Below are 20,810 nucleotides of genomic sequence, written 5' to 3'. Positions count from 1 at the left end.
AAACTATCAGTACGTGTGCGGGGGAGAAGTGAAAGTCGGAAGTATTTAACTATGACTATGTTCTAAAAGATTGTTGCTTTTCCTATGAAGAAAAGGACTTCGCTAAAAGTCCTTTTCTTCATAATTTTAAATTTTGAATCATTTCTACTCTGTTACCAAATGGGTCTCTAAATTCAAAACGGTCAAAGTTAGGAATCGGGACGGCATCCAGTATCTTAATATTCTCTTTTGATAATCTTGTTTTCCAATAAGAAATTTCTTCTACTTCGTAAGCGATATGAGCTTTAGTTTTCATTCTGTCAAAACCATCTTCTGTTCCTATATGAACGTCTCTATCTCCGACTTTTATCCAAAAACCTCCACGTCCTTTGAGTGATTCAGGTTTTTCAATTTCTTGTAAACCTAATATACCACAATAAAACTTCTTGCCCTCTTCTTCAGTTCCCATTGGAATTGTTATCTGAACGTGATGCAATCCTTTAATCATATGACCACTCCTGAAATTTCATAATTTTACAAATATACTCTTTTCTAAGAATATCATACTTATTCAATAAGTGGATTTTATATTTCCTATATATATACATTAGAACAACTTATAAATAATACTTTTTCATCATAAATATGTTATTACTGATATTCCGAAAGTTTCATAATCTAAATTAGCTCAATATCATCAATAGAAATCTCTAATATCAATTACAGTTGTGAAACTTGCTTTTTTACAAGCGTTTAATAACATATTATTTACGTTCCCTTTAGAAGGATATTTTTTATTTATTTCTAGAAAACGATACCATATCAAGTAACACCACATATAGTAGTAAAAATGGAACAAACTGAAACTAGGATGCCCTTTTTTTAGACACAGAAGGAAATACTCATTCTTTAATTAGTGAAGTCCATATTTAAATATTAGGAACAATAAATACCGAGCATTTGAAGAATTAGGTTCTGCAGCACTTATGGATATTATTATAAAAAACCTGAATACGTAAAAGCTGTTGCTGAGCCTATTGGCAATATAGATAAAGTAACAGTTATTGACTCTGGGAATAGTGGAGGAATTTCATCAGCCAGTGGTAATGTAACAAGTTTAATGACTGGGTTGCAAGAATCTCTGAAGGAACTGATTGAAACTATTCAGGTAAACATAATCTAAAAGGCGAACTTGGGGCAATTGCTCAAGGTGTTAATAAACAGGAATTTAATAAAAATGCTAAATAATTCTATTAAAACTAACTAATGTACCTGTACAGGAATCTGTTACAATAGGATTCCTTCTTTTCTTTACAATAACTTCTAATTTGATTTTACCCTTTCTTGTTCTGGCTGTTCATTTATAAGATAAATAAAGTGACCAACACATATGATGAAGGAAGAGCCTTTATTAAATTGGTTAATGGTCACGGTCTCGGTTACGGGGGATAGAAGCAAATAAAAGATTGTACATAATTTGCTGAGATTATGTACAGTCTTTCATTGTGTCCAATTTTATTTTTTGGTAAATGTAGACATATCAATGGTTGGTTAAAGATAATATGATTATGTACAATGATTTTATAAAGATAATACACAGAACAGGGAGTTCCTGTCATGGCAGATGGTGTATCGATAATCAAGATTGGCAGTTCAATCACCGATATCGCCACAGCGGCAGAGCAATTCCTTGGTAAATCAAAAGATGACCGTGAACAGGAAGCGCGGGAAGTCTTGGAAGGACATCTTCGTTCCATCCTTGGTTCGATGACAGTCGAGGAAATTTATAAAAACCGTGAAAAGTTTTCCCAGGAAGTACAGAGGGTAGCCTCGCAGGATTTAGCTAAAATGGGACTCATTATCGTATCGTTCACGATTAAAGATGTTCGTGATAAAAATGGATATCTTGAATCGCTCGGAAAGCCAAGGATTGCCCAGGTGAAGAGGGATGCCGATATAGCTACCGCCGATGCAGAGAAAGAAACGCGAATCAAGCGAGCCGAAGCTTCGAAGGAAGCCCAGCGTGCCGAACTTGAAAGGGCAACCGAAATAGCAGAAGCCGAAAAAATCAACAAGCTAAAGGTTGCGGAATTCCGGCGTGAGCAGGATATTGCCAAAGCACGGGCTGACCAAGCTTACGATCTTGAAACGGCCAGATCCAAACAGGATGTAACAGAACAGGAAATGCAAATCAGGATCATTGAACGTCAGAAGCAAATTGAGCTGGAGGAAAAAGAAATCCTTCGCCGTGAAAAGCAATATGATTCAGAAGTGAAGAAAAAGGCCGATGCCGACCGTTATGCGGTAGAGCAGGCAGCCTCCGCCAACAAGATGAAACAGATTACAGAAGCGGATGCCGATAAGTATAAAATTGAAGCCATGGCGAAAGCGGAAGCGGAACGTGTTCGTATGGACGGTCTTGCTAAAGCGGACGCACAAAGGGCACAAGGTACGACTGAAGCGGAAATCATCCGGTTAAAAGGGGTAGCAGAGGCAGAAGCCAAGCAGAAGATAGCTGAAGCTTTTGAACAGTTTGGGCAAGCGGCCGTAATGGACATGATTTTGAAAATGCTGCCGGAATATGCAAAACAAGTGGCAAGCCCGCTTAGTAATATCGACAAAATTACTGTTGTGGACACGGGTGGAAGCGGTGCGAATGGCGGAGCTAATAAAGTGACTGGGTATGCAACGGATTTAATGGCATCCTTGCAGGAGTCATTAAAGGCATCTTCGGGAATTGATGTCAAAGACTTGCTTGAGAATTTCTCAGGAAAACGAAATTTACCATTTACCACCATCAGCCAGGAGAATGTCGAAGCAAGCATGAATATGGCAGCAGGCAAGGAAGAGTAACAGGGGAAAAATTTAAGGGAGGTAAGAGCTACTTGTATGCTCTTACCTTTTTTGAATAGTTTTCGCTTATAAAAGGCATGATCAGTTTATCTGACCTTTATTAATTAACAAATATGTACGTCATACTGGGTTTTCAAGTAATTCATCATCCTTTGTTATTGGTGGAATAATGAAATCCGGAGAATGTAGACTAGCAGAGAGTGTTATAGAGTTCTATTCTAGCGGAACGGGTGAATGGGCATGGGGAAAAGCAAAAAAAATAATGGATGCCGCATCTAGAAATCCATTTCAAAAAAGCGTGTATGAAAGTCACGTAATCAATCTTCGTATGTATATTGAGTTGCTTTTTCATTACCAGGGACACCTTTCTGATTTGGAAGATCGTATAGTGGCCCTGGCAAATGAACTGGAAGAATATAAGATCATCCAATCGATTCCGGGTATCGGAGAAAAAATCGCAGCCATGATTATCTCTGAAATTGGTGAAATCGATCGGTTTAATCATCCGAAAAAACTGGTTGCCTTCGTTGGAGTAGATCCAAGTGTTCACTCATCGGGTAAGTTTACGGCAACCATTAATCGTATGACTAAAAGAGGTTCGAGCAGACTACGTCATTCTCTGTATCTTGCTGTGCTATGCGGCATAAGGAGTTCAAGGAACAAAAAGCTTAAAGCTTTCTTTGATAAGAAAAAATCGGAAGGAAAGCCAGCCAAAGTGGCGATCGTTGCCTGTATGAATAAACTTCTTCATTGGGTTTACGCTTTATTAAAGAGAAAAGAAGCTTTCCTAGATTTATCCTGATTAACGGTTTTATGAAACAGAGAAAAATCCTTCCAAAAGGGTTTTGGAGGGGTATTTGTCATGAACAAAAATAGTATATCATAAGGGAAATGAAAATTTTAGAGAAAGATATTGACATCCTATTAGCTGGTTTAGTTCAATAACAGGGGTTGCTGAGGCAGCCTTTTTCTTAATTCTTTATATTTTTTTCCCCACTCGCCCATACTATCTAGTATAGGAATAAAACTTTTCCCTAAAGATGTTAGCGAATATTCTACCTTTGGAGGAACTTCTTAAAATGAATAGTAGATGACTTATTTATGTCAAACATTGTAATTACTGGAACAAAGAGAGAATTAGGACAATTGATTGTCCCACATTTACTTGAAAAAGTACCTGCAAATCTAATCGCTGTTAGCGTTTGAAACTTTGTAAAAGCATCTATGCCAGGCTCTGAAGCTCTAGAGAGAGTAGTTAATTCTGGAGTTCCTGAAGGTATTGCTCATTTTCAAATTGCTCTTTACAATTCAATAGCAAATGGAAATGAAGGAAATACCTCTAATGATTTAGAAGAACTAATTGGTAGAAAGCCTACATCAATCCGTGAAAGTATGACAAAATTTTTTAATAAATCTTTGTAATATTGAACCTTAATATAACTAAAAAACTAAACTTATGGAGGATTTTTAAAATGAAACATCTTGTTGTTTATGCACATCCATACGCTGACAGCTTAAATCACTCTTTAATGGAAACAACAGTCAACGCATTAAAGAAAAATGGTAACGAAGTAGTCGTCCGTGATTTATATGCACTTGATTTTCAACCTGTACTGAAACCAGAAGATACAGCAGCTATGAAAGCAGGAAAAACTCCTGATGATATTAAAACGGAACAAGAATTTGTGACTGAAGCAGACGTAATAACATTTATTTACCCTATTTGGTGGACAGGTCTTCCAGCTATTCTTAAAGGATATGTAGACCGAGTATTTGCATTTGGGTTTGCTTATTCTGCTGGACCAGAAGGTGTAATTAAGTTATTAGAAGGTAAAAAAGGTTTTATCATCAATACACATGGTACTCCTAATGAGATTTACGATGAAATCGGTATGACAGCAGGGTTGAAAGTCACTTCTGACATTGGAATATGGGACTTTACTGGAATTGAACCTGTGGACCATTTACTATTCGGAAGTATTGGATACCTTGATGAAGAAGCATATAAAGGAATGTTAAAGAAAGTTGAAGATACAGTTAATTCCCATTTCTCATAAACATATACAAATATTGAAAAGGACTGCTCATAACTGGGTAGTCTTTTATTATTTTTGAAAGGTTCTTATTCCACAAACGGGTGCGTTAGCTGAAGATCGGAGCTGTCTTTAAGGCAGCTTTTTCTTATGGAACTAACGGGGCAGGTTAGTTGAATAAAGGGAAAAAAGAATGCAATAGTTTTCATTTTACTTAAAAGCTGTAAGTAATTATAACTAAGCATTTATATTACATAAATAATGACATGACTGTAGGCTATTTTTCATACAATATTTTTGGGGTGGAAAAATGACAAGAGCAAAATACACAAGTTCAGACGTTGACTTAATGGCAAGGATGATGAGAGCAGAAGCCGAAGGTGAAGGAAAACAAGGAATGTTATATGTTGGAAATGTAATTGTGAATCGTCTTGTAGCTAATTGTTTAGACTTTAAAGGTTTAAGAACAATTCCACAAGTCATTTATCAAGTACAAGGAGGAAATTATTCTTTTGAAGCTGTTCAAAAAGGGAATGTATTTTATCAAAGAGCGAGAGGTATTGAAAGAAGATTAGCAGAACAGAATTTGAAGCACTGGAGACAGCATCCGGCTAGATATGCTCTTTGGTATTTTAATCCATATGCTCCATGCCCTCCAACATGGTATGATCAACCTCATACTGGTCAATTTAAAGACCATTGTTTTTATGAACCAAAACCTGGAACATGTGATAGTGTTTATAGAGGTTAAGCTTACTCTTTGAGTAAGCTTTTTTACATATTTAAAATATTTATACAATATAAAACTTTTAGTAATATTTTTATCTAAAAAAGTAAGATTGTGAATTATTGTACTTAAGCTAACGGGTGCGTTAGCTTAAGATCGGAGCTGTCTTTAAGGCAGCTTTTTCTTATGCAACTATCGGGGCAGGTTAGTGAAAGAAGGAATTTCCATTTTCCATACAAATGAAAAGGTGCTAAATGGTATGATTGTAAAAGAATAGTTCAGAACTTAATTTTTTAGGGGGGAATATATTCTTAAAAATGGTTAGAATTATCTTAGTTTTTATTATAGTCGAAATAGTAAAAACTAGATTTGTTCTTCAACGCGTCGCATTAGGTTAAAGAACGTAGATTGATTGGGGCAGTTTACAGCTTTTTTTAATGGAGCTAAAGGGTCAGGTTAGTTTAATAAGGAATGCTATAATAGCCTTAATTTTAAAACGATTTTAAGGAGTTAACTCTTATGATTATAAAAATTGACTTTAGTGACGATTTTATTCAATACATTTCTTGTTCAACAAAAGTAGGCAGGAAGATGAACAGTATTCAGGAGGACTTTTTAAATTGGATTTTTGACGAGGAAAAGAATACAGAATATTGGGCTTTAGAAAATGGGGAAAGAATTCACCCTAATTATGATGCAAAAGCAATTGTTGAATGGTTAAACAATGTAAGATTTAAGCGAGGAATAGCGAAAGCTAAATTAATCACTAATCCTCAATTATGTGTTAAAAAGAAATTATATTTTTAAAGTGTTTCTTAAATGTTTAATGTTCAAACCATAAGATTGTGAAAAAATGCACTTAAACTACCATGAAAATAGCCTTCTGGAATTTAGGGGAAAAGGCAATACACAAGGCTGCCTAAGTAAATAAAGTGTCTAACTTTTTGGGTTCACTTCATGAACAGCTCTTTTTTTATACAACTAAAGGGGGAAGATAATCCAATAATAAAAAATTCATATTTACTACAATTTGGTAAAATGATTTAGAGGAGAAGGGTGGTTAATTATGAAAAAATATTTAGGGGTTATTTCGTTTGCTTTAATTATCTTGATTATTTGTTTCTTTGCTGGAACTATAATACAAGTAATTGATCCTGGAGTAACAATTTTTCGTGTAGTGATGATATGTGGAATCATTATCTCTTTCACTTTCTCTTTTCTCAGTGAGAAAGGACTTTGGAGAAAATTAGCTTTAGGTCTTAGTATATTTGTTGGTTTAGTTTACTTTATGGCCGTAGAATTAATGAGAATAATATTCCAGGGTAATGGATTTTAAATTGTTTATTCAACAAACAGGTGCGTTACTTCATTACCAGGGGCTGATCAACAGCTCCTTTTTCTTATGGGGGTACCCCTAATAGTTCTCACATGTCACTGCAAAATTCTATATACTAAAATTAATTAAACTAGAATACACGAAGAACCTTTAAATAGAAGTGAAACACGAGGAGGAGATATCATGCTTATTACGGAACGGCATCAATTAATTTTAAAGCTATTAAAAGAAAAGGAGAATGTTAAGATTCATGAGCTAGTAGTATTAACAAATACTTCAGAATCTACTTTGCGTCGTGATCTAGGTCAATTAGAAAAGCAGAACTACTTAAAACGTGTACATGGTGGAGCTTCACTTTTACATAGTAAACGAGACGAACCAAGTGTGTTTGAGAAAATAACGCAGAACCTTGAGGAAAAAGCTAAGATAGCAAAATATGCGGCAGAACTAATTTTGGACGGCGAATGTGTTTATCTTGATGCTGGAACAACAACGTATCAGATGATCAAACATTTAAGACAAAAAGATATCGTTGTCATTACAAACGGAATTGATCATTTAGATGCATTACTTGAAAATGATATATGTACATATTTTATTGGTGGATTTGTTAAAAAGATTACCAAAGCAACAGTTGGACGTTATGCATACGAAAGTATAAAAAAATACAGATTTGATAAGTGTTTCATGGGTGCGAACGCTATTCATTATAATTTTGGATTGACTACCCCAGATCCAGAAGAGGCGCAAATAAAAGAAAGAGCCATTTTTTTGTCACGTGAGGCCTTTGTATTAGCAGATCATACAAAATTTGGAGAAGTATCATTTTCTAAGTTTGCAGATTTAAACCAGACAAAAGTTATTACGAATGAAGAAGGTACAATAACGTTAGGAAAATATAAGGAGAAAACGGAGATAATTATTGTGAGGGACTAAAAACTAAATTTGCTATCGTTGGAGGAAAGCTGGTATTCAAACTGTCTGATTCAGACATTTAGAATACGAGCTTTTTTGAATATTCTGAAATTATTTTATTAAAAATTTTCCCCTTTGTTGTATCAATATAATAAAGAATGCTTGATTTATTGTAATGTGGCCAATTAACAATGAGGGAAAATCTGCTCCATGTATTAAACATTCCATTTGATACGTTTAATATTTTATGTTATCAATATACTTTTTGTAATAATTGGAACCATTGACAATTACAAGCAGCTTTAATATAATCAAAATCAATCAAAACCAACCAAATTCATTCAATTATAATTCTAATGTGAAAGGGGTAATTATATTGTTTTACAAAGGATGAAAGCGTTATCAATAAATTAGATGTCAATGTGAAAAACTATCAAAATCAACCATATCTCCATTATTTCAACCAAAAATATTCATTTAAGGAGGTGATCTAGTTTAAGAGATTGAGAGCGGTAACAATTTCTCGTTCTGTAGCTGATTATTTTCATCTTCAAAAACTAGGGGGATTAATATGGTGAAAAATGTAAAAATACTAGGAGTACTAGTTTTGGCGTTTGTAATTGCCGCGATGACGGCATGTAGTGGGGCTAGTGAATCATCAAATGGATTAGCAGACGGTAACGAAGGGCAAGAAGGTAACAAACAATTAACGATCGGTGTAGCGGTGGGTAGTTTAGCAAACCCTTTCTTCGTCTCCATGGGTAAAGGTGCTGAAGAAGCAGGAAAAGAATTAGGTGCTGAAGTTCTAGTTGAAAGCGCTGAATATGATTTAGCAAAACAAGCAGCTCAAATTGAAAACTTTATTACAAAAAAGGTAGATATTATTCTTTTAAATGCTGTTGATACAAAAGGAATTGCGGCAGCTGTTCAACAGGCCAAAGCTGCTGATATTCCAGTAGTTGCTGTAGATACTAATGCTGAAGGTGGTGTCGATGCCACTGTTACTTCAGACAACTATCAAGCTGGTAAACTGGCCGGAGAATATGTGATTGAACAATTAGGTGGAAAAGGAAAAATAGTTATTATTGATGGACCTCCTGTTTCGGCTGTATCTGATCGTATTCAAGGATTTGAAGATGCAATAAAGGATTCCGAAATTAAAGTTATTGCGAAGCAAAATGGAGAAGGGAATCGCGAAAAGGCATTAACGGTGATGGAAAGTATTTTACAAGCTAATTCATCAGGCTCTATTGACGCTGTATTTGCGATTAATGATCCAGAAGCAATTGGTGTTGAAATTGCTCAAGAGCAAGCGAATCGTAAAGATGAATTTTTCATTGTCGGAGTAGACGGTGCTCCTGAAGCCACAGAAGCAATGGCAAAGGAAGGAAGTACAATTGCTGCAACTTCAGCTCAGTCACCTAGTAACATGATCAAAAAAGCTGTTGAAATCGGAATGAAAGTGAAAAATGGTGAAGAAGTTGAGGAGCTTATTAAAGTTCCAGTTGAGATTGTGACTCAAGATACATTAGATTCTTACGAAGGTTGGTAAGAATCTTTCAATAAATGGGCTGATAAGGATTCCTCCTTTAATCAGCCTATTCAAATCAATATAAGGGGTGAGATGAAGGTATGGCTGTGAATGAAATGTCCCTTAAAGGCCAACAAAGTCTAAAAAAGCCAGTGTTGAATATGGAAGGGATTAGTAAAACGTTCTCAAGTGTAACCGTATTGAACAATGTGAGAATTGAACTTTATCCAGGTGAAGTACATGCATTAATGGGAGAGAATGGCGCTGGAAAGTCAACTTTCATGAAAATCCTCGCAGGCATTCATACACCTGATGACAATGGTGGGAAAATCTACTTAAAAGGTCAACCAATTTTATGGAAGGACCCTACTGATGCAAGGAACAAAGGAATTAGTGTTATTCATCAGGAGTTAAACCTTTCTCCTAATTTAACAATAAGTGAAAATATCTTAATGGGTTCGACCTTTCCTAGAAATGGTTTTGGAATGGTGAAATGGGATGAGGTCCATGAACGTGCCCAAGAGGTGTTAGATTCAATGGGGTCGAATCTAAATCCACGCCAATTGGTTTCGACCTTAAGTGTTGCTCAACAACAAATGGTCGAGATCGCTCGAGCATTATCCTTTAATGCAGAGGTACTCATAATGGATGAACCAACCGCCTCTTTAACAGATAAAGAAATAAAAAAGCTGTTTGAAATTATTGATGATTTGAAAAAGCAGGGAGTTGCTATTGTATATATCTCTCACAGAATGGAAGAAATCTTTAAAATTTCTAATAGGTTCACTGTATTACGTGACGGTGAATGGATTGCAAGTGGGCCGATTGAAGAGACAAATCCTGATCATCTCGTAAAGCTGATGGTAGGACGGGATTTAAAAGACTTGTTTAATCGGTCAAAAGCTTTTGGTGCAAAAAATCCAAAGGAAGTTTCACCTGTACTTGAATTGAAAAATGTTTCTGATAACACAATTGTAAAGAATGTATCTTTAAAAATTTACCCAGGTGAAATTGTTGGTTTGGCGGGGCTTGTTGGTGCTGGTAGAACAGAATTGGTTAGGGCCATTTTCGGTTTGTCCGAGTTGAAAAGTGGCGAAATATTGGTTGATGGTCAATCTGTTAGAATCAAATCCTCAATAGATGCTATTGCGAATAGGATTGCACATGTACCTGAAAGCAGGAAAGAACAAGGGTTATTTTTATCAATGTCCGTAAAAGAGAACATCATAATGGCTGAATTGAAAAAACACGCTAAAGCAGGAATTGTTAATTGGAAGCAAGCAAATGAAAGCGCTAACCAATATATTGAAGACTTAAATATAAAAATAGCTTCCCCAGAACAGCAAGTATCAAACTTAAGCGGTGGGAATCAACAAAAGGTAGTGATTGCTAGGTGGCTATCAATTGCACCAAAGGTATTACTACTCGATGAGCCAACACGAGGGGTTGATATAGGTGCCAAGACTGAAATCCACAAGATTGTTTCAAAGCTTGCAGATGAAGGATTGGCCGTTTTAATGATATCATCTGAACTTCCTGAAGTATTGGGGGTAAGTGATCGAATACTTGTCATGAGTGAAGGAAGGTTAACAGGCGAGCTTTCGAAGGAAGAAGCTACACAGGAAACAATTATGCGTTTAGCTACCAAAGGGGGGAGAGAGAAATGAGAGGGAATACGCAAACTATTACACATTCACAACGCCTAAATATAGGAAATGTCCTTTATTCTTTATGGAATAGGCTTGGCATGATCATGATTTTATTATTATTGTGTGTAGTACTTTCATTTACAGCACCAAATTTTTTAGATACAGCCAATTTATTGAATGTATTAAAACAAGTTTCTATTATTGCTATTTTAGCTGCTGGGATGACAATTGTTATTTTAACTGGTGGTATTGATTTATCAGTTGGTGCAACAGTTGCTCTATCTGGCGTTATCTCAGTCATGGTCTCTTCTGCAGGAGTTAATCCTATTATTGCGATGTTATCAGGCGTACTAGTAGGGTATGCAGTAGGACTGATTAATGGATTTCTCACAGCCAAAGCAAAGTTACCAGCATTTATTGTGACATTAGGCAGCTTCACATATGTTCGTGGACTCGCTTATGTCATTAGTGGCGGTTATCCAATTGTTTTACAAAACGAAACATTTAAATTCATCGGTGGTGGAAGTATTTTTGGAATCCCCACTCCTATTTATATCATGTCTTTAGTATATGTTGTGATGTTTTTTGTTCTTAAATATACGATGTTTGGTCGTCATATTTATGCGATTGGTGGCAATGAAGAGGCAGCTCGGTTAACTGGAATTAAGGTTGAAAAGTCTTTAATCAATGTGTATTCGATTAGTGGTTTACTAGCTGGTTTAGGAGGAGTCGTTTTAGCGGGAAGGTTGTTTTCTGGACAGCCAACTGCTGGTCAAATGTATGAATTAGACGCAATTGCTGCTGTTATTCTAGGAGGAACAAGTTTAACAGGTGGAAAAGGGAAAATAATAGGAACAATTATTGGGGTTTTGATTATGGGGGTAATCAGTAATGGGTTAACTCTAATGGATGTCAACTATTATTGGCAGTTAGTTGTAAAAGGTGGAGTTATTGTAGCAGCCGTTTTATTAGATCGATTGCGCGGAAATAGTCCAGCATAACGATCACATGTCATTTTAGATTTTAAAAAAGGGATGTGAAATAAAAGTGAAGAGGATTATTAGTATTCTCCTAATATGTTCAACTGTCACTTGTTTACCATTTAATAGTGCATATGCAGAAGACCTTGGGTATTATAATGAACCATACCGTAATCAATTTCATTTTTCTCCTGAAGCTAACTGGATGAATGATCCGAATGGTATGGTTTTTTATAAAGGTGAATATCATTTGTTTTATCAATATCATCCGTATGGAACGACATGGGGACCGATGCATTGGGGGCATGCTGTCAGTAAAGATCTTGTTAATTGGGAGCATTTGCCGATTGCTTTATCGCCGGATGAAAACGGTCAGATTTTCTCGGGGAGTGCTGTTATTGATTGGAACAATACAGCTGGCTTTGGAAAAGAAGCAATGGTTGCCATCTTTACGCATGCAGGGGATAAGCAAGTCCAAAGTATAGCGTATAGCCTAGACAAAGGAAGAACCTGGGAAAAGTATAAAGGGAATCCCGTAATGCCAGACCCTCCTTTACGAGATTGGCGCGATCCTAAAGTATTTTGGCATGAAGAATCAAACCAATGGGTTATGTCGTTAGCGGCTAAGGATAAGATCATGTTTTATACCTCACCTAATTTAAAAGAGTGGGAGTATGCAAGTGAATTCGGCGAAGATGGTGGAATACAAGCAAATAGCTTAGACAGAACTTCTTATACCATGTCATCCCAGACAGGTGAATCATTTAGCTATGAGGGAGATATTACCCTTAATGAGAAGAATGGGAGAGAAGGGGCAGGCGGTTTAGTTTTTCGGTCAGATAGGAGTGCAAAGAACGGCTATGTTGCGAGCTTAGATGCCAAAAACGATGTCATAACATTAAGTAAGAATGTAGATGGAACAAACGAGGAAATTGCGAGAAAACCTTTTACCCTCAAAACTTCAACTACCTACCATGTGAAGGTGGAAACAGATGGGGATCAAATTCAAGTCTCTGTAAACGATCAATCTGTTATAAAAAAAACAGATATAGAATTCGATTATGGATACTATGGATTGTCAGCGTGGAATTCAACGGCTGCCTTTCGAAATGTGGAGTTCAAGAATACATCTAACTTTGAAACCAATTTATCAAAATGGACAGATGTAAACGGAAGCTGGGAGAACACGATGGATGGAAAAAGTGGAACATCTACGGAGGATGCTTTTGTAATGAGTGGTCAAACAGGGGATAACTTTTTTTATGAAGCAAACATAGAGATATCTGGGGAAAAAGGTGGCAATGGAGCGGGCTCGCTCGTTTTTCGTGCAGATCCTAATGCAACAAACGGTTATATGGCGAATATCGATGCTTTAAACGATACAATAAAATTCATGAAAATCGAAAATGGAGACATATCCATTCTAGCTGAAAAAACAATAAATCTAGATACAGATAAAAGGTACCATTTAAAAGCAAGCACTCATGGGAAAAATATTAAAATTTCTTTAGATGGTAATCTCATTCATGATGTAAATGATTCAACTTTTTCATCAGGGCATTTTGGCTTAAATGTTTGGAATTCATCCACGTTATTCCAGAATGTTCAAGTTGGTAAGAACATCATGACAAATGAGAAGGAAATTACTAATCATGATTTTGAGACAGGTGATCTAACTGGGTGGAGTACAATCGAAGGTAATGCTTTCACAAACGATCATGTGACAAATGTAGCATCATACTGGGGAGGGGATTTCGGCCACCAAGGAAACTACCACTTATGGGGGTTTACTGATCTTCAAAAGGGAGATGACGCAACAGGTGAACTACACTCCTCATATTTTAAACTAGATGGCTCTGGAGAAATCAACTTTCTGTTGGGCGGTGGTAATGATATCAACAACCGCTATGTTTCGTTAGTGAGAGCCTCTGATAATCAAGAATTAATTCGACAAGCCAATACCAAATTTAAAGAAGAAAAATATCAAAAATACGTCTGGGATGCTTCTAAATACATTGGAGAAGTGTTATATATTAAAGCTGTAGACCAAGCTACAGGTGGTTGGGGTCATTTAAACATGGATGATGTTAATGTTTATAATGAAGGGGCCATGCCAAATGAAGTTGACCAAGTTGCCAAAGAGCCTGAGAAAGACGATTCGAAAGAAAGCGGCATCCTTACAGACTGGTCTGCTGTTTCTGGAGAGTGGATACCTTCTACTCATGGTAGTAACGGAGGGATTTGGGAATGTCCTACTCTAATCGAATTACCAATTGATGGTGATCCTTCAAAAACAAAATGGGTACTACAGGTAAGCATTAATGATGGCGCTCCTGCAGGCGGGTCAGGTATGCAATATTTTGTAGGTACCTTTGACGGGAAAACGTTTAAAAATGAAAATCCTTCCGATCAAGTGTTATGGACTGACTACGGGGCAGATTATTATGCCGCAGTAGATTGGAGCGGAATTGAAGGTAAGAATGGCGAAAAATATTGGATTGGCTGGATGAGTAATTGGCAATATGCAAATAATACACCAACCTCGACTTGGAGAAGTTCAACGACATTGCCAAGAAAGATGGAGCTAACTCAGACAGATGAAGGTTTACGTTTAAAACAAACACCAGTTTCTTTAAAAACCATTCGAGATAAGAGTGAAAAAAATTCATATAAAAATAAAGTCATATCTGGTGAAAGTAATCTCCTATCTAAACTATCAGAAGATACATTTGAAATGATAGCTGAGTTTGATGTAGATGATATAAAAGCAACTGAATTCGGCTTTCAAGTTCGTAAAGGAGCAACTGAATATACGACTATTGGCTATGATGTTGCCACCAAACAGTTATTCGTAGACCGTTCAAGTTCAGGAAGCTTTGATTATGGGAACAATGTAGTCGGTAAGCATGACGGACCGTTAAATGCATTAAATGGGACTGTGAAAATGCATATTTTCATTGACCGATCTGCTGTAGAAGTGTTTGGAAACAAAGGTGAAACGGTTATTTCTGATCAAATTTTCCCGGATCCATCAAGTAAAGGATTACAAATTTATAGTAAGGGTGGAGAAGTTACATTAAAGTCTTTGAAAATATACCCTTTAAAGAGTATATGGAAAAGATAAAGACTAAATTTCAATCCTATTAAAGAGGGGTTGATAGTAAGAGTTTATGAAGGCTGTCGAAAATGATCGATAGCCTTTCATTTTACCTAAATCACAAGAATGGAGAGTGTAATGTAAATGAATAAAACAAACCGCGCAGTCATATGCGTTGGGGAGCTTTTGATCGATTTTTATTGTACAGATATTGATGTTAATTTAATAGAAGGTAATCATTTTCTAAAGAAAGCCGGGGGTGCACCAGCAAATGTCGCAGCTACTATTTCAAAGCTAGGTGGGGAAGCGAGTCTTATTGGAAAAGTAGGAAATGACCCATTTGGATTATTTTTAATAGAAACGATAAAAGAGGTAGGGGTTGATACATCGATGATTGTTACTGACGATTTAGCACCAACTACTTTAGCGTTTGTTTCTTTACAAGCAAATGGTGAAAGGGATTTTGTATTCAATAGAGGAGCGGATCGAAATTTAACAGAGGATAACTTATACCTAGATAGATTAAGTGGTGCAAAGATCATTCACTTTGGATCTGCAACTGCATTTCTGGAAAACCCTTTTAAAACAACTTATTTAAAGGCAATGGAATTTGCAAAAAATAGGGGGATATTTCTATCGTTTGACCCTAACTTCCGACATGATTTATGGAAAAATAGAGTGGCTGAATTTATTAGTTTAGCTAGAAAGGGAATATCAATGGCTGACTTTGTAAAAGTAAGTGAAGTAGAGCTTGAACTAATCACGGGAAAAATGGATAAATATGATGGAATAGCAATGCTCCATCAATTAGGGGTAAAAATTGTGGCTGTTACCCTTGGATGGGAAGGCACTCTTCTTTCAAATGGAAGTGGAATGAGTGTAATAAACAGTGTCGAAGTAAAGTCAATTGACTCAACTGGTGCTGGTGATGCATTTGTCGGTGCTGCTTTATTTCAATTTGCAAATCTTGAGTCCTATGACACAATTTTTAGTGATTTTAGTAAACTTAAAGAGATCATTCTTTTTGCAAATAAAGTAGGTGCCGTAGTGTGTACGAAGGTAGGAGCGATTTCTTCTCTACCAAACGAAGAGGATATATATAAGATTTAGTCTTCATCATATCGTTTCGGATTTTTTTGGGATCTACATTCGAAGGTTTCTTTATTGATGTTAAAGGAATATCCTACTTCAGAGGCGGTATTAACAGCCGGGGAAAGTAGACTAGCAGAGAGTGTTATAGAGTTCTGTTCTAGCCGATCGGGTGAAGGGGCATGGGAAAGCAAATAACAATGGACTCCGCATCTCGAAATCCACTTCAAATAAACGTGTATGAAAGTCACGTAATCGATCTTCGAAAGTGATCCTGGAGTAACAACGTTTCGTGTAGTGATGATATGTGGAATCATTATATCTTTCTCTTTTCTCAGTGAGAAAGGACTTCTGAGAAAATTAGCTTTAGGTCTTAGTATATTTGTTGGTTTAGTTTAATTTATGGCCGTAGAATTAATGAGAATAATATTCCAGGGTAATGGATTTTAAATTGATTATTCTACAAACAGGTGCTACTTCATTACCAGGAGCTGATCAACAGCTCCTTTTTCTTATGCAACTAAAGGGGCAGGTTAGCTCGATAGCCAGTATATAATTGTACACCGTTTGCTTGGTACATCCTATCATATCGGCGATTTCCGTATAGTTTCGACCCTTTAAATTACATCAAGATACATTGGTAGCGCTAAAACATCCTTAAATCTTTTAAACCGTGCAAGCATTTTTTTATTTCTAGGATTTCTGGGTTAAGGGTTTCCTTTTGAATGGTTTTCATCATTTGACTACCTCCACATAGGTATGATTGGTTACCTAATAAGAATTAGACAAACATTCCCAAAAACCTCTAATTCCATTTATATAGTGATTGATCACACACTAAGATTATTGTATTTCTAACTCTTTGACAGTTTCACCTTCAATTAACACTGGTTGATAATAGGTTTCGTTTGGTAAATCCTTCTTTCCTTGTAATTTCTTAATGACCCAATCAGCTGCATCATGTCCCATTTGTTCTTGTGGGTGTGTCAATGTCGTTAGTTTGATATTAGCATTTTTCGCAATATAAGAATTGTCCTGGCCAATAATCGATAATTGTTCGGGAATAGAAATATCAAGTTGTCTGCATACATTTGCTACCTCCAACCCTACTTCGTCGTTATAGCAAACAATGGCAGTCAACACGTCTCTATTTTCATTTAAGAACCCTTTCAAGTTCGTGTATAGGTCTAGCTTCGTTTCTGTAGTATACGAAAGCAATTGCTCTGGTTGAAAGCGTAATTTGGCTTCTCCAAGTGCTTTTATATATCCCTTCATTCGATACTTTCCTTGTAAATCATCCATCTTCGAAATGATTCCAATTTGGGTGTGTCCTTTCGAAATCAATTCTTTTGTTGCGAGATAGCTTGACTGCACATCATCTAGGCAAAAGAAAGGAACCTCTAACTCTTCATAATAAGCGTTGATCATGATGAATGGAACCTCTTGTTCCTTAAACAATAGGTAGTAAGCGATGTTGGGATTGTATAGATTGCTTTTTGTAGGTTCAATGATCAAACCATCCACGCCAAATGACAACATCATTTCCAAGGCTTTTTTTTCTTGTTCGACATCATTATTTGTACTGGCTAATAATAACGAATAATTATCTTCATTCAATCTTCTTTCAATTCCGCGGATAATAGAAGGGAAAATGTAATCAGAAATGTAGGTCGTGATTACACCGATGGTTTTATTTTTGGAATTGCCACCAGATTTTGATTGATATTGGTTACTAACATATGTACCAGATCCTTTTTCACTTCTTAAGAATCCCTCGTTTGATAATTCTAAAATGGACTTTCGTACAGTGTGTCGGCTAACGTTGTACATTTCTTGCATGACAGTTTCAGTAGGAATTTGTTCCCCTACACTATATTCACCTGTAAGGATTTTATTTTTTAAATCATCAATGATTACCTGATACTTTGGTTTCATTAAATCTCACTTCTTTCATAGTTGTTTGCATTCTAATTATTTGCTTGAAATATTTGTGCGGACATATTCTAACATAGTTTTGAATAAATTAAAACAACTCACCTTAGTTTTTTGTATAAATTATCGAAAAGTTATAAATTCCTCCTATTTACCACTTAGTCATATAAATTCCTTTATTACTAATTTTAAAGTGAGGGTTGAGGATTTTTCTTAAAAGTTGTAAGTATAAATAATATTTAATGTTGACAAATGTACGTACAAAAAATATAATATGGTTGTTACTAAATTTAAGCGCCTCCTTTTATTGAAAGCGCTGCCAGAAGGGGGATTAACGTGCAAACGAATATATTAAAAATTAAACAAGCGATTACCGGGGGAGAAACTTCACTTGGAATCGAATTTGGATCCACACGTATTAAAGCGGTGTTGATTAATAATCGTTATGAAACAATCGCATCTGGAAGTTATGAGTGGGAGAACCTCTTGGAAGATGGAATTTGGACGTACAACTTAGTGGATATTATCACTGGTTTGCAAACAGCTTATAGTGAAATGAAGGAAGAAGTTGAACGGAATTACGGAATTACAATTCGAAAAATAGGTTCTATTGGATTTTCTGCAATGATGCATGGCTATATGGCTTTTGACAGTACAGGGGAGCTACTTGTTCCGTTTCGAACTTGGCGTAACTCAACAACTGGAGTTGCAGCAAATGAATTAACTAATCAATTTCAATTTAATATCCCTGAACGATGGAGTATTGCTCATCTTTATCAAGCAATATTGAATGAAGAGAAACATTTGCCTCGCATTGATTATATTACGACTTTGGCTGGATACATTCACTGGTTATTGACTGGTAATAAAGCAATTGGCATTGGAGATGCTTCAGGCATGTTCCCAATTGATGAATCAACGCAAGATTACAATGAACCAATGGTCAAGCAGTTTGACGCATTAATTGCGAAAAAAGGTTATCCTTGGAAGCTAAAAGAGATTCTTCCTAAAGTCTACATTTCAGGCGAGCAAGCGGGTGAATTAACCGAAATTGGAGCGAAAATCCTGGATAGATCAAGTAATTTACAACCAGGCACTCCAATTTGCCCACCAGAAGGCGATGCTGGAACTGGAATGGTTGCTACGAATAGTGTGAGGAAACGTACTGGCAACGTCTCAGTGGGAACTTCCGTTTTTGCCATGATTGTACTAGAGAAAGAACTTTCAAAAGTATATCCAGAAATTGATTTGGTAACTACACCAAACGGAAGTCCAGTTGGAATGGTTCACGCGAATAACTGTTCAAGTGATCTCAATGCTTGGCTGGGATTGTTCCGTGAATTTTCTGAGGCAATGGGACAAAAAATTGATACAAATAAATTATTTGAAGTAATGTTGAATAAGGCTTTGGAAGCGGATCCAGATGGTGGCGGTTTGCTTAGCTACGGTTATTTCTCAGGTGAAAATATCACAGGATTAGAAAAAGGGCGACCATTATTTGTCCGCTCGCCTGAGAGTCAATTCAATTTAGCAAACTTTATGCGGACTCACCTTTTTACTGCTTTCGGTGCATTGAAAATCGGAATGGGTATTTTGACAAAAGAAGAAAATGTTGCAATTGATCGTATTTTGGCTCACGGTGGTTTATTTAAAACCCCTCTTGTTGGACAAAAAATTATTGCGGCTGCAATGAATACTCCAGTATCAGTTATGTCAACAGCAGGAGAAGGCGGCGCGTGGGGAATGGCGATTCTTGCATCTTACATGATGAATAAAGATCAAAAAGAAAGTTTAGAAGACTTCCTCGACAAAAAAGTATTCGAAGAGGTTTATGGACAAGAAATTTATCCTGATCAAGTAGATGTTAAAGGATTTGAAGCATTTATTGAAAGATACAGGAAGGGTTTAGTGATTGAGCAGGCTGCTGTAGACAATTTGATGTTATGAGTGGAAAACTGGAGGGATTGACGTGTTAGAACAACTGAAAGAAGAGGTATTTCAAGCAAATTTGGACTTGCCTAAATATGGTCTCGTGAAATATACATGGGGAAATGCAAGTGCCATTGATCGTGAAAGCGGTTTATTTGTTATCAAACCTAGTGGTGTTGATTACGAAACGATGAAAGCCAGTGATATGGTCGTTGTTGATTTAGATGGCAATGTTGTTGAAGGAGAGTTGAGGCCTTCATCAGATACAGCGACTCACGCAGTACTTTATAAGTATTACCAAGAAATCGGCGGCATTGTACATACTCATTCAACTTGGGCGACAATCTGGGCTCAAGCAGGCCTTGATGTTCCAGCGATGGGGACCACTCATGCAGACACATTTTACGGATCCGTCCCATGTGCCCGCTATCTAACACAAGAGGAGATTGATCGTGGGTACGAAGTGGAGACTGGGAAGTTAATCATCGAAACATTTGAAGAGCGTGGGTTAGACATTTTAGCCGTTCCTGGTGTCTTACTTCATGGTCATGGTCCGTTTACTTGGGGCAAAGATGCAAAATCCGCCGTAATGAATAGTGTGGTGTTGGATGAAGTTTCGAAAATGAATTTATTTACACGGGATTTAAATCATTTTGCAAAAGAATTACCACAAAATATTTTGGATAAACACTATTTACGAAAACATGGAAAATATGCTTATTACGGTCAAAAGTAAGATCAACTCTATTAAATTATCAAA

The 20,810-nt window shown here is 36.4% G+C and carries 15 protein-coding genes and 4 pseudogenes; 16 read left to right on the top strand and 3 right to left on the bottom strand.

Annotated elements, in window-relative coordinates:
- Positions 1 to 118: 118 nt before the first annotated feature.
- The gene (locus ABOA58_RS15390; protein WP_252266857.1) at positions 119 to 487 is read right to left on the bottom strand and encodes a VOC family protein; all 369 of its coding nucleotides are present in this window, start codon (positions 485 to 487) and stop codon (positions 119 to 121) included.
- Between the two features lie 1,085 nt (positions 488 to 1,572).
- On the opposite strand from ABOA58_RS15390, the pseudogene ABOA58_RS15385 reads away from it, so the two are divergent.
- A pseudogene (locus ABOA58_RS15385) lies at positions 1,573 to 2,832 on the top strand (SPFH domain-containing protein); the annotation flags it as partial.
- A 166-nt stretch (positions 2,833 to 2,998) separates the two neighbouring features.
- Positions 2,999 to 3,634: pseudogene (locus tag ABOA58_RS15380) on the top strand (IS110 family transposase); the annotation flags it as partial.
- Between the two features lie 131 nt (positions 3,635 to 3,765).
- On the opposite strand, the pseudogene ABOA58_RS15375 reads toward ABOA58_RS15380, so the two are convergent.
- Positions 3,766 to 3,906: pseudogene (locus ABOA58_RS15375) on the bottom strand (winged helix-turn-helix transcriptional regulator); the annotation flags it as partial.
- 150 nt (positions 3,907 to 4,056) lie between these two features.
- Between ABOA58_RS15375 and ABOA58_RS15370 the strand changes: the two are divergent.
- The 12 genes and pseudogenes from ABOA58_RS15370 to ABOA58_RS15315 all read left to right on the top strand — a co-directional run bounded on the left by ABOA58_RS15370 (position 4,057) and on the right by ABOA58_RS15315 (position 16,210).
- Positions 4,057 to 4,254: a hypothetical protein gene (locus ABOA58_RS15370; protein WP_350299079.1), complete on the top strand. Its 198-nt coding sequence runs from the start codon at positions 4,057 to 4,059 to the stop codon at positions 4,252 to 4,254.
- A 50-nt stretch (positions 4,255 to 4,304) separates the two neighbouring features.
- Entirely contained in the window at positions 4,305 to 4,889 is a 585-nt protein-coding gene (locus tag ABOA58_RS15365) for an NAD(P)H-dependent oxidoreductase (protein WP_350299078.1), read from the top strand.
- A gap of 286 nt (positions 4,890 to 5,175) precedes the next feature.
- The gene (locus tag ABOA58_RS15360; protein ID WP_034310898.1) at positions 5,176 to 5,616 is read left to right on the top strand and encodes a cell wall hydrolase; all 441 of its coding nucleotides are present in this window, start codon (positions 5,176 to 5,178) and stop codon (positions 5,614 to 5,616) included.
- 495 nt (positions 5,617 to 6,111) lie between these two features.
- Positions 6,112 to 6,399, top strand: coding sequence for a hypothetical protein (locus ABOA58_RS15355; protein WP_350299077.1), 288 nt, complete (start codon positions 6,112 to 6,114; stop codon positions 6,397 to 6,399).
- Positions 6,400 to 6,658: 259 nt separating this feature from the next.
- The gene (locus tag ABOA58_RS15350) at positions 6,659 to 6,928 is read left to right on the top strand and encodes a hypothetical protein (RefSeq protein WP_350299076.1); all 270 of its coding nucleotides are present in this window, start codon (positions 6,659 to 6,661) and stop codon (positions 6,926 to 6,928) included.
- Between the two features lie 183 nt (positions 6,929 to 7,111).
- Positions 7,112 to 7,864: a DeoR/GlpR family DNA-binding transcription regulator gene (locus ABOA58_RS15345; protein WP_350299075.1), complete on the top strand. Its 753-nt coding sequence runs from the start codon at positions 7,112 to 7,114 to the stop codon at positions 7,862 to 7,864.
- Between the two features lie 550 nt (positions 7,865 to 8,414).
- A complete protein-coding gene (locus ABOA58_RS15340; RefSeq protein ID WP_350299074.1) occupies positions 8,415 to 9,395 on the top strand; it encodes an ABC transporter substrate-binding protein in 981 nt (326 codons plus the stop codon).
- Between the two features lie 80 nt (positions 9,396 to 9,475).
- A complete protein-coding gene (locus tag ABOA58_RS15335) occupies positions 9,476 to 11,041 on the top strand; it encodes a sugar ABC transporter ATP-binding protein (RefSeq protein ID WP_350299073.1) in 1,566 nt (521 codons plus the stop codon).
- A gap of 80 nt (positions 11,042 to 11,121) precedes the next feature.
- Positions 11,122 to 12,024: an ABC transporter permease gene (locus tag ABOA58_RS15330; protein WP_225988884.1), complete on the top strand. Its 903-nt coding sequence runs from the start codon at positions 11,122 to 11,124 to the stop codon at positions 12,022 to 12,024.
- Between the two features lie 46 nt (positions 12,025 to 12,070).
- A pseudogene (locus ABOA58_RS15325) lies at positions 12,071 to 13,114 on the top strand (glycoside hydrolase family 32 protein); the annotation flags it as partial.
- A 78-nt stretch (positions 13,115 to 13,192) separates the two neighbouring features.
- Positions 13,193 to 15,127 carry a glycoside hydrolase family 32 protein gene (locus ABOA58_RS15320; protein WP_350302889.1) on the top strand — a complete coding sequence of 645 codons (1,935 nt, stop codon included), beginning with the start codon at positions 13,193 to 13,195 and terminating at the stop codon, positions 15,125 to 15,127.
- A 117-nt stretch (positions 15,128 to 15,244) separates the two neighbouring features.
- Positions 15,245 to 16,210 carry a carbohydrate kinase family protein gene (locus ABOA58_RS15315; RefSeq protein ID WP_350299072.1) on the top strand — a complete coding sequence of 322 codons (966 nt, stop codon included), beginning with the start codon at positions 15,245 to 15,247 and terminating at the stop codon, positions 16,208 to 16,210.
- An 822-nt stretch (positions 16,211 to 17,032) separates the two neighbouring features.
- On the opposite strand, the gene ABOA58_RS15310 is transcribed toward ABOA58_RS15315, so the two are convergent.
- Entirely contained in the window at positions 17,033 to 18,124 is a 1,092-nt protein-coding gene (locus ABOA58_RS15310) for a GntR family transcriptional regulator (protein WP_350299071.1), read from the bottom strand.
- Positions 18,125 to 18,457: 333 nt separating this feature from the next.
- On the opposite strand from ABOA58_RS15310, the gene ABOA58_RS15305 reads away from it, so the two are divergent.
- A complete protein-coding gene (locus tag ABOA58_RS15305) occupies positions 18,458 to 20,068 on the top strand; it encodes a xylulokinase (RefSeq protein ID WP_350299070.1) in 1,611 nt (536 codons plus the stop codon).
- Between the two features lie 22 nt (positions 20,069 to 20,090).
- On the top strand, positions 20,091 to 20,786 hold the full coding sequence (locus tag ABOA58_RS15300) for an L-ribulose-5-phosphate 4-epimerase (RefSeq protein ID WP_054395601.1): 696 nt from the start codon (positions 20,091 to 20,093) through the stop codon (positions 20,784 to 20,786).
- Positions 20,787 to 20,810 lie beyond the last annotated feature (24 nt).

It is taken from the genome of Peribacillus frigoritolerans (assembly GCF_040250305.1).
Classification (GTDB): domain Bacteria; phylum Bacillota; class Bacilli; order Bacillales; family DSM-1321; genus Peribacillus.
The sequence above is the reverse complement of the archived record's forward strand: the minus strand, read 5'-3'. Positions and strand labels throughout refer to the sequence as shown.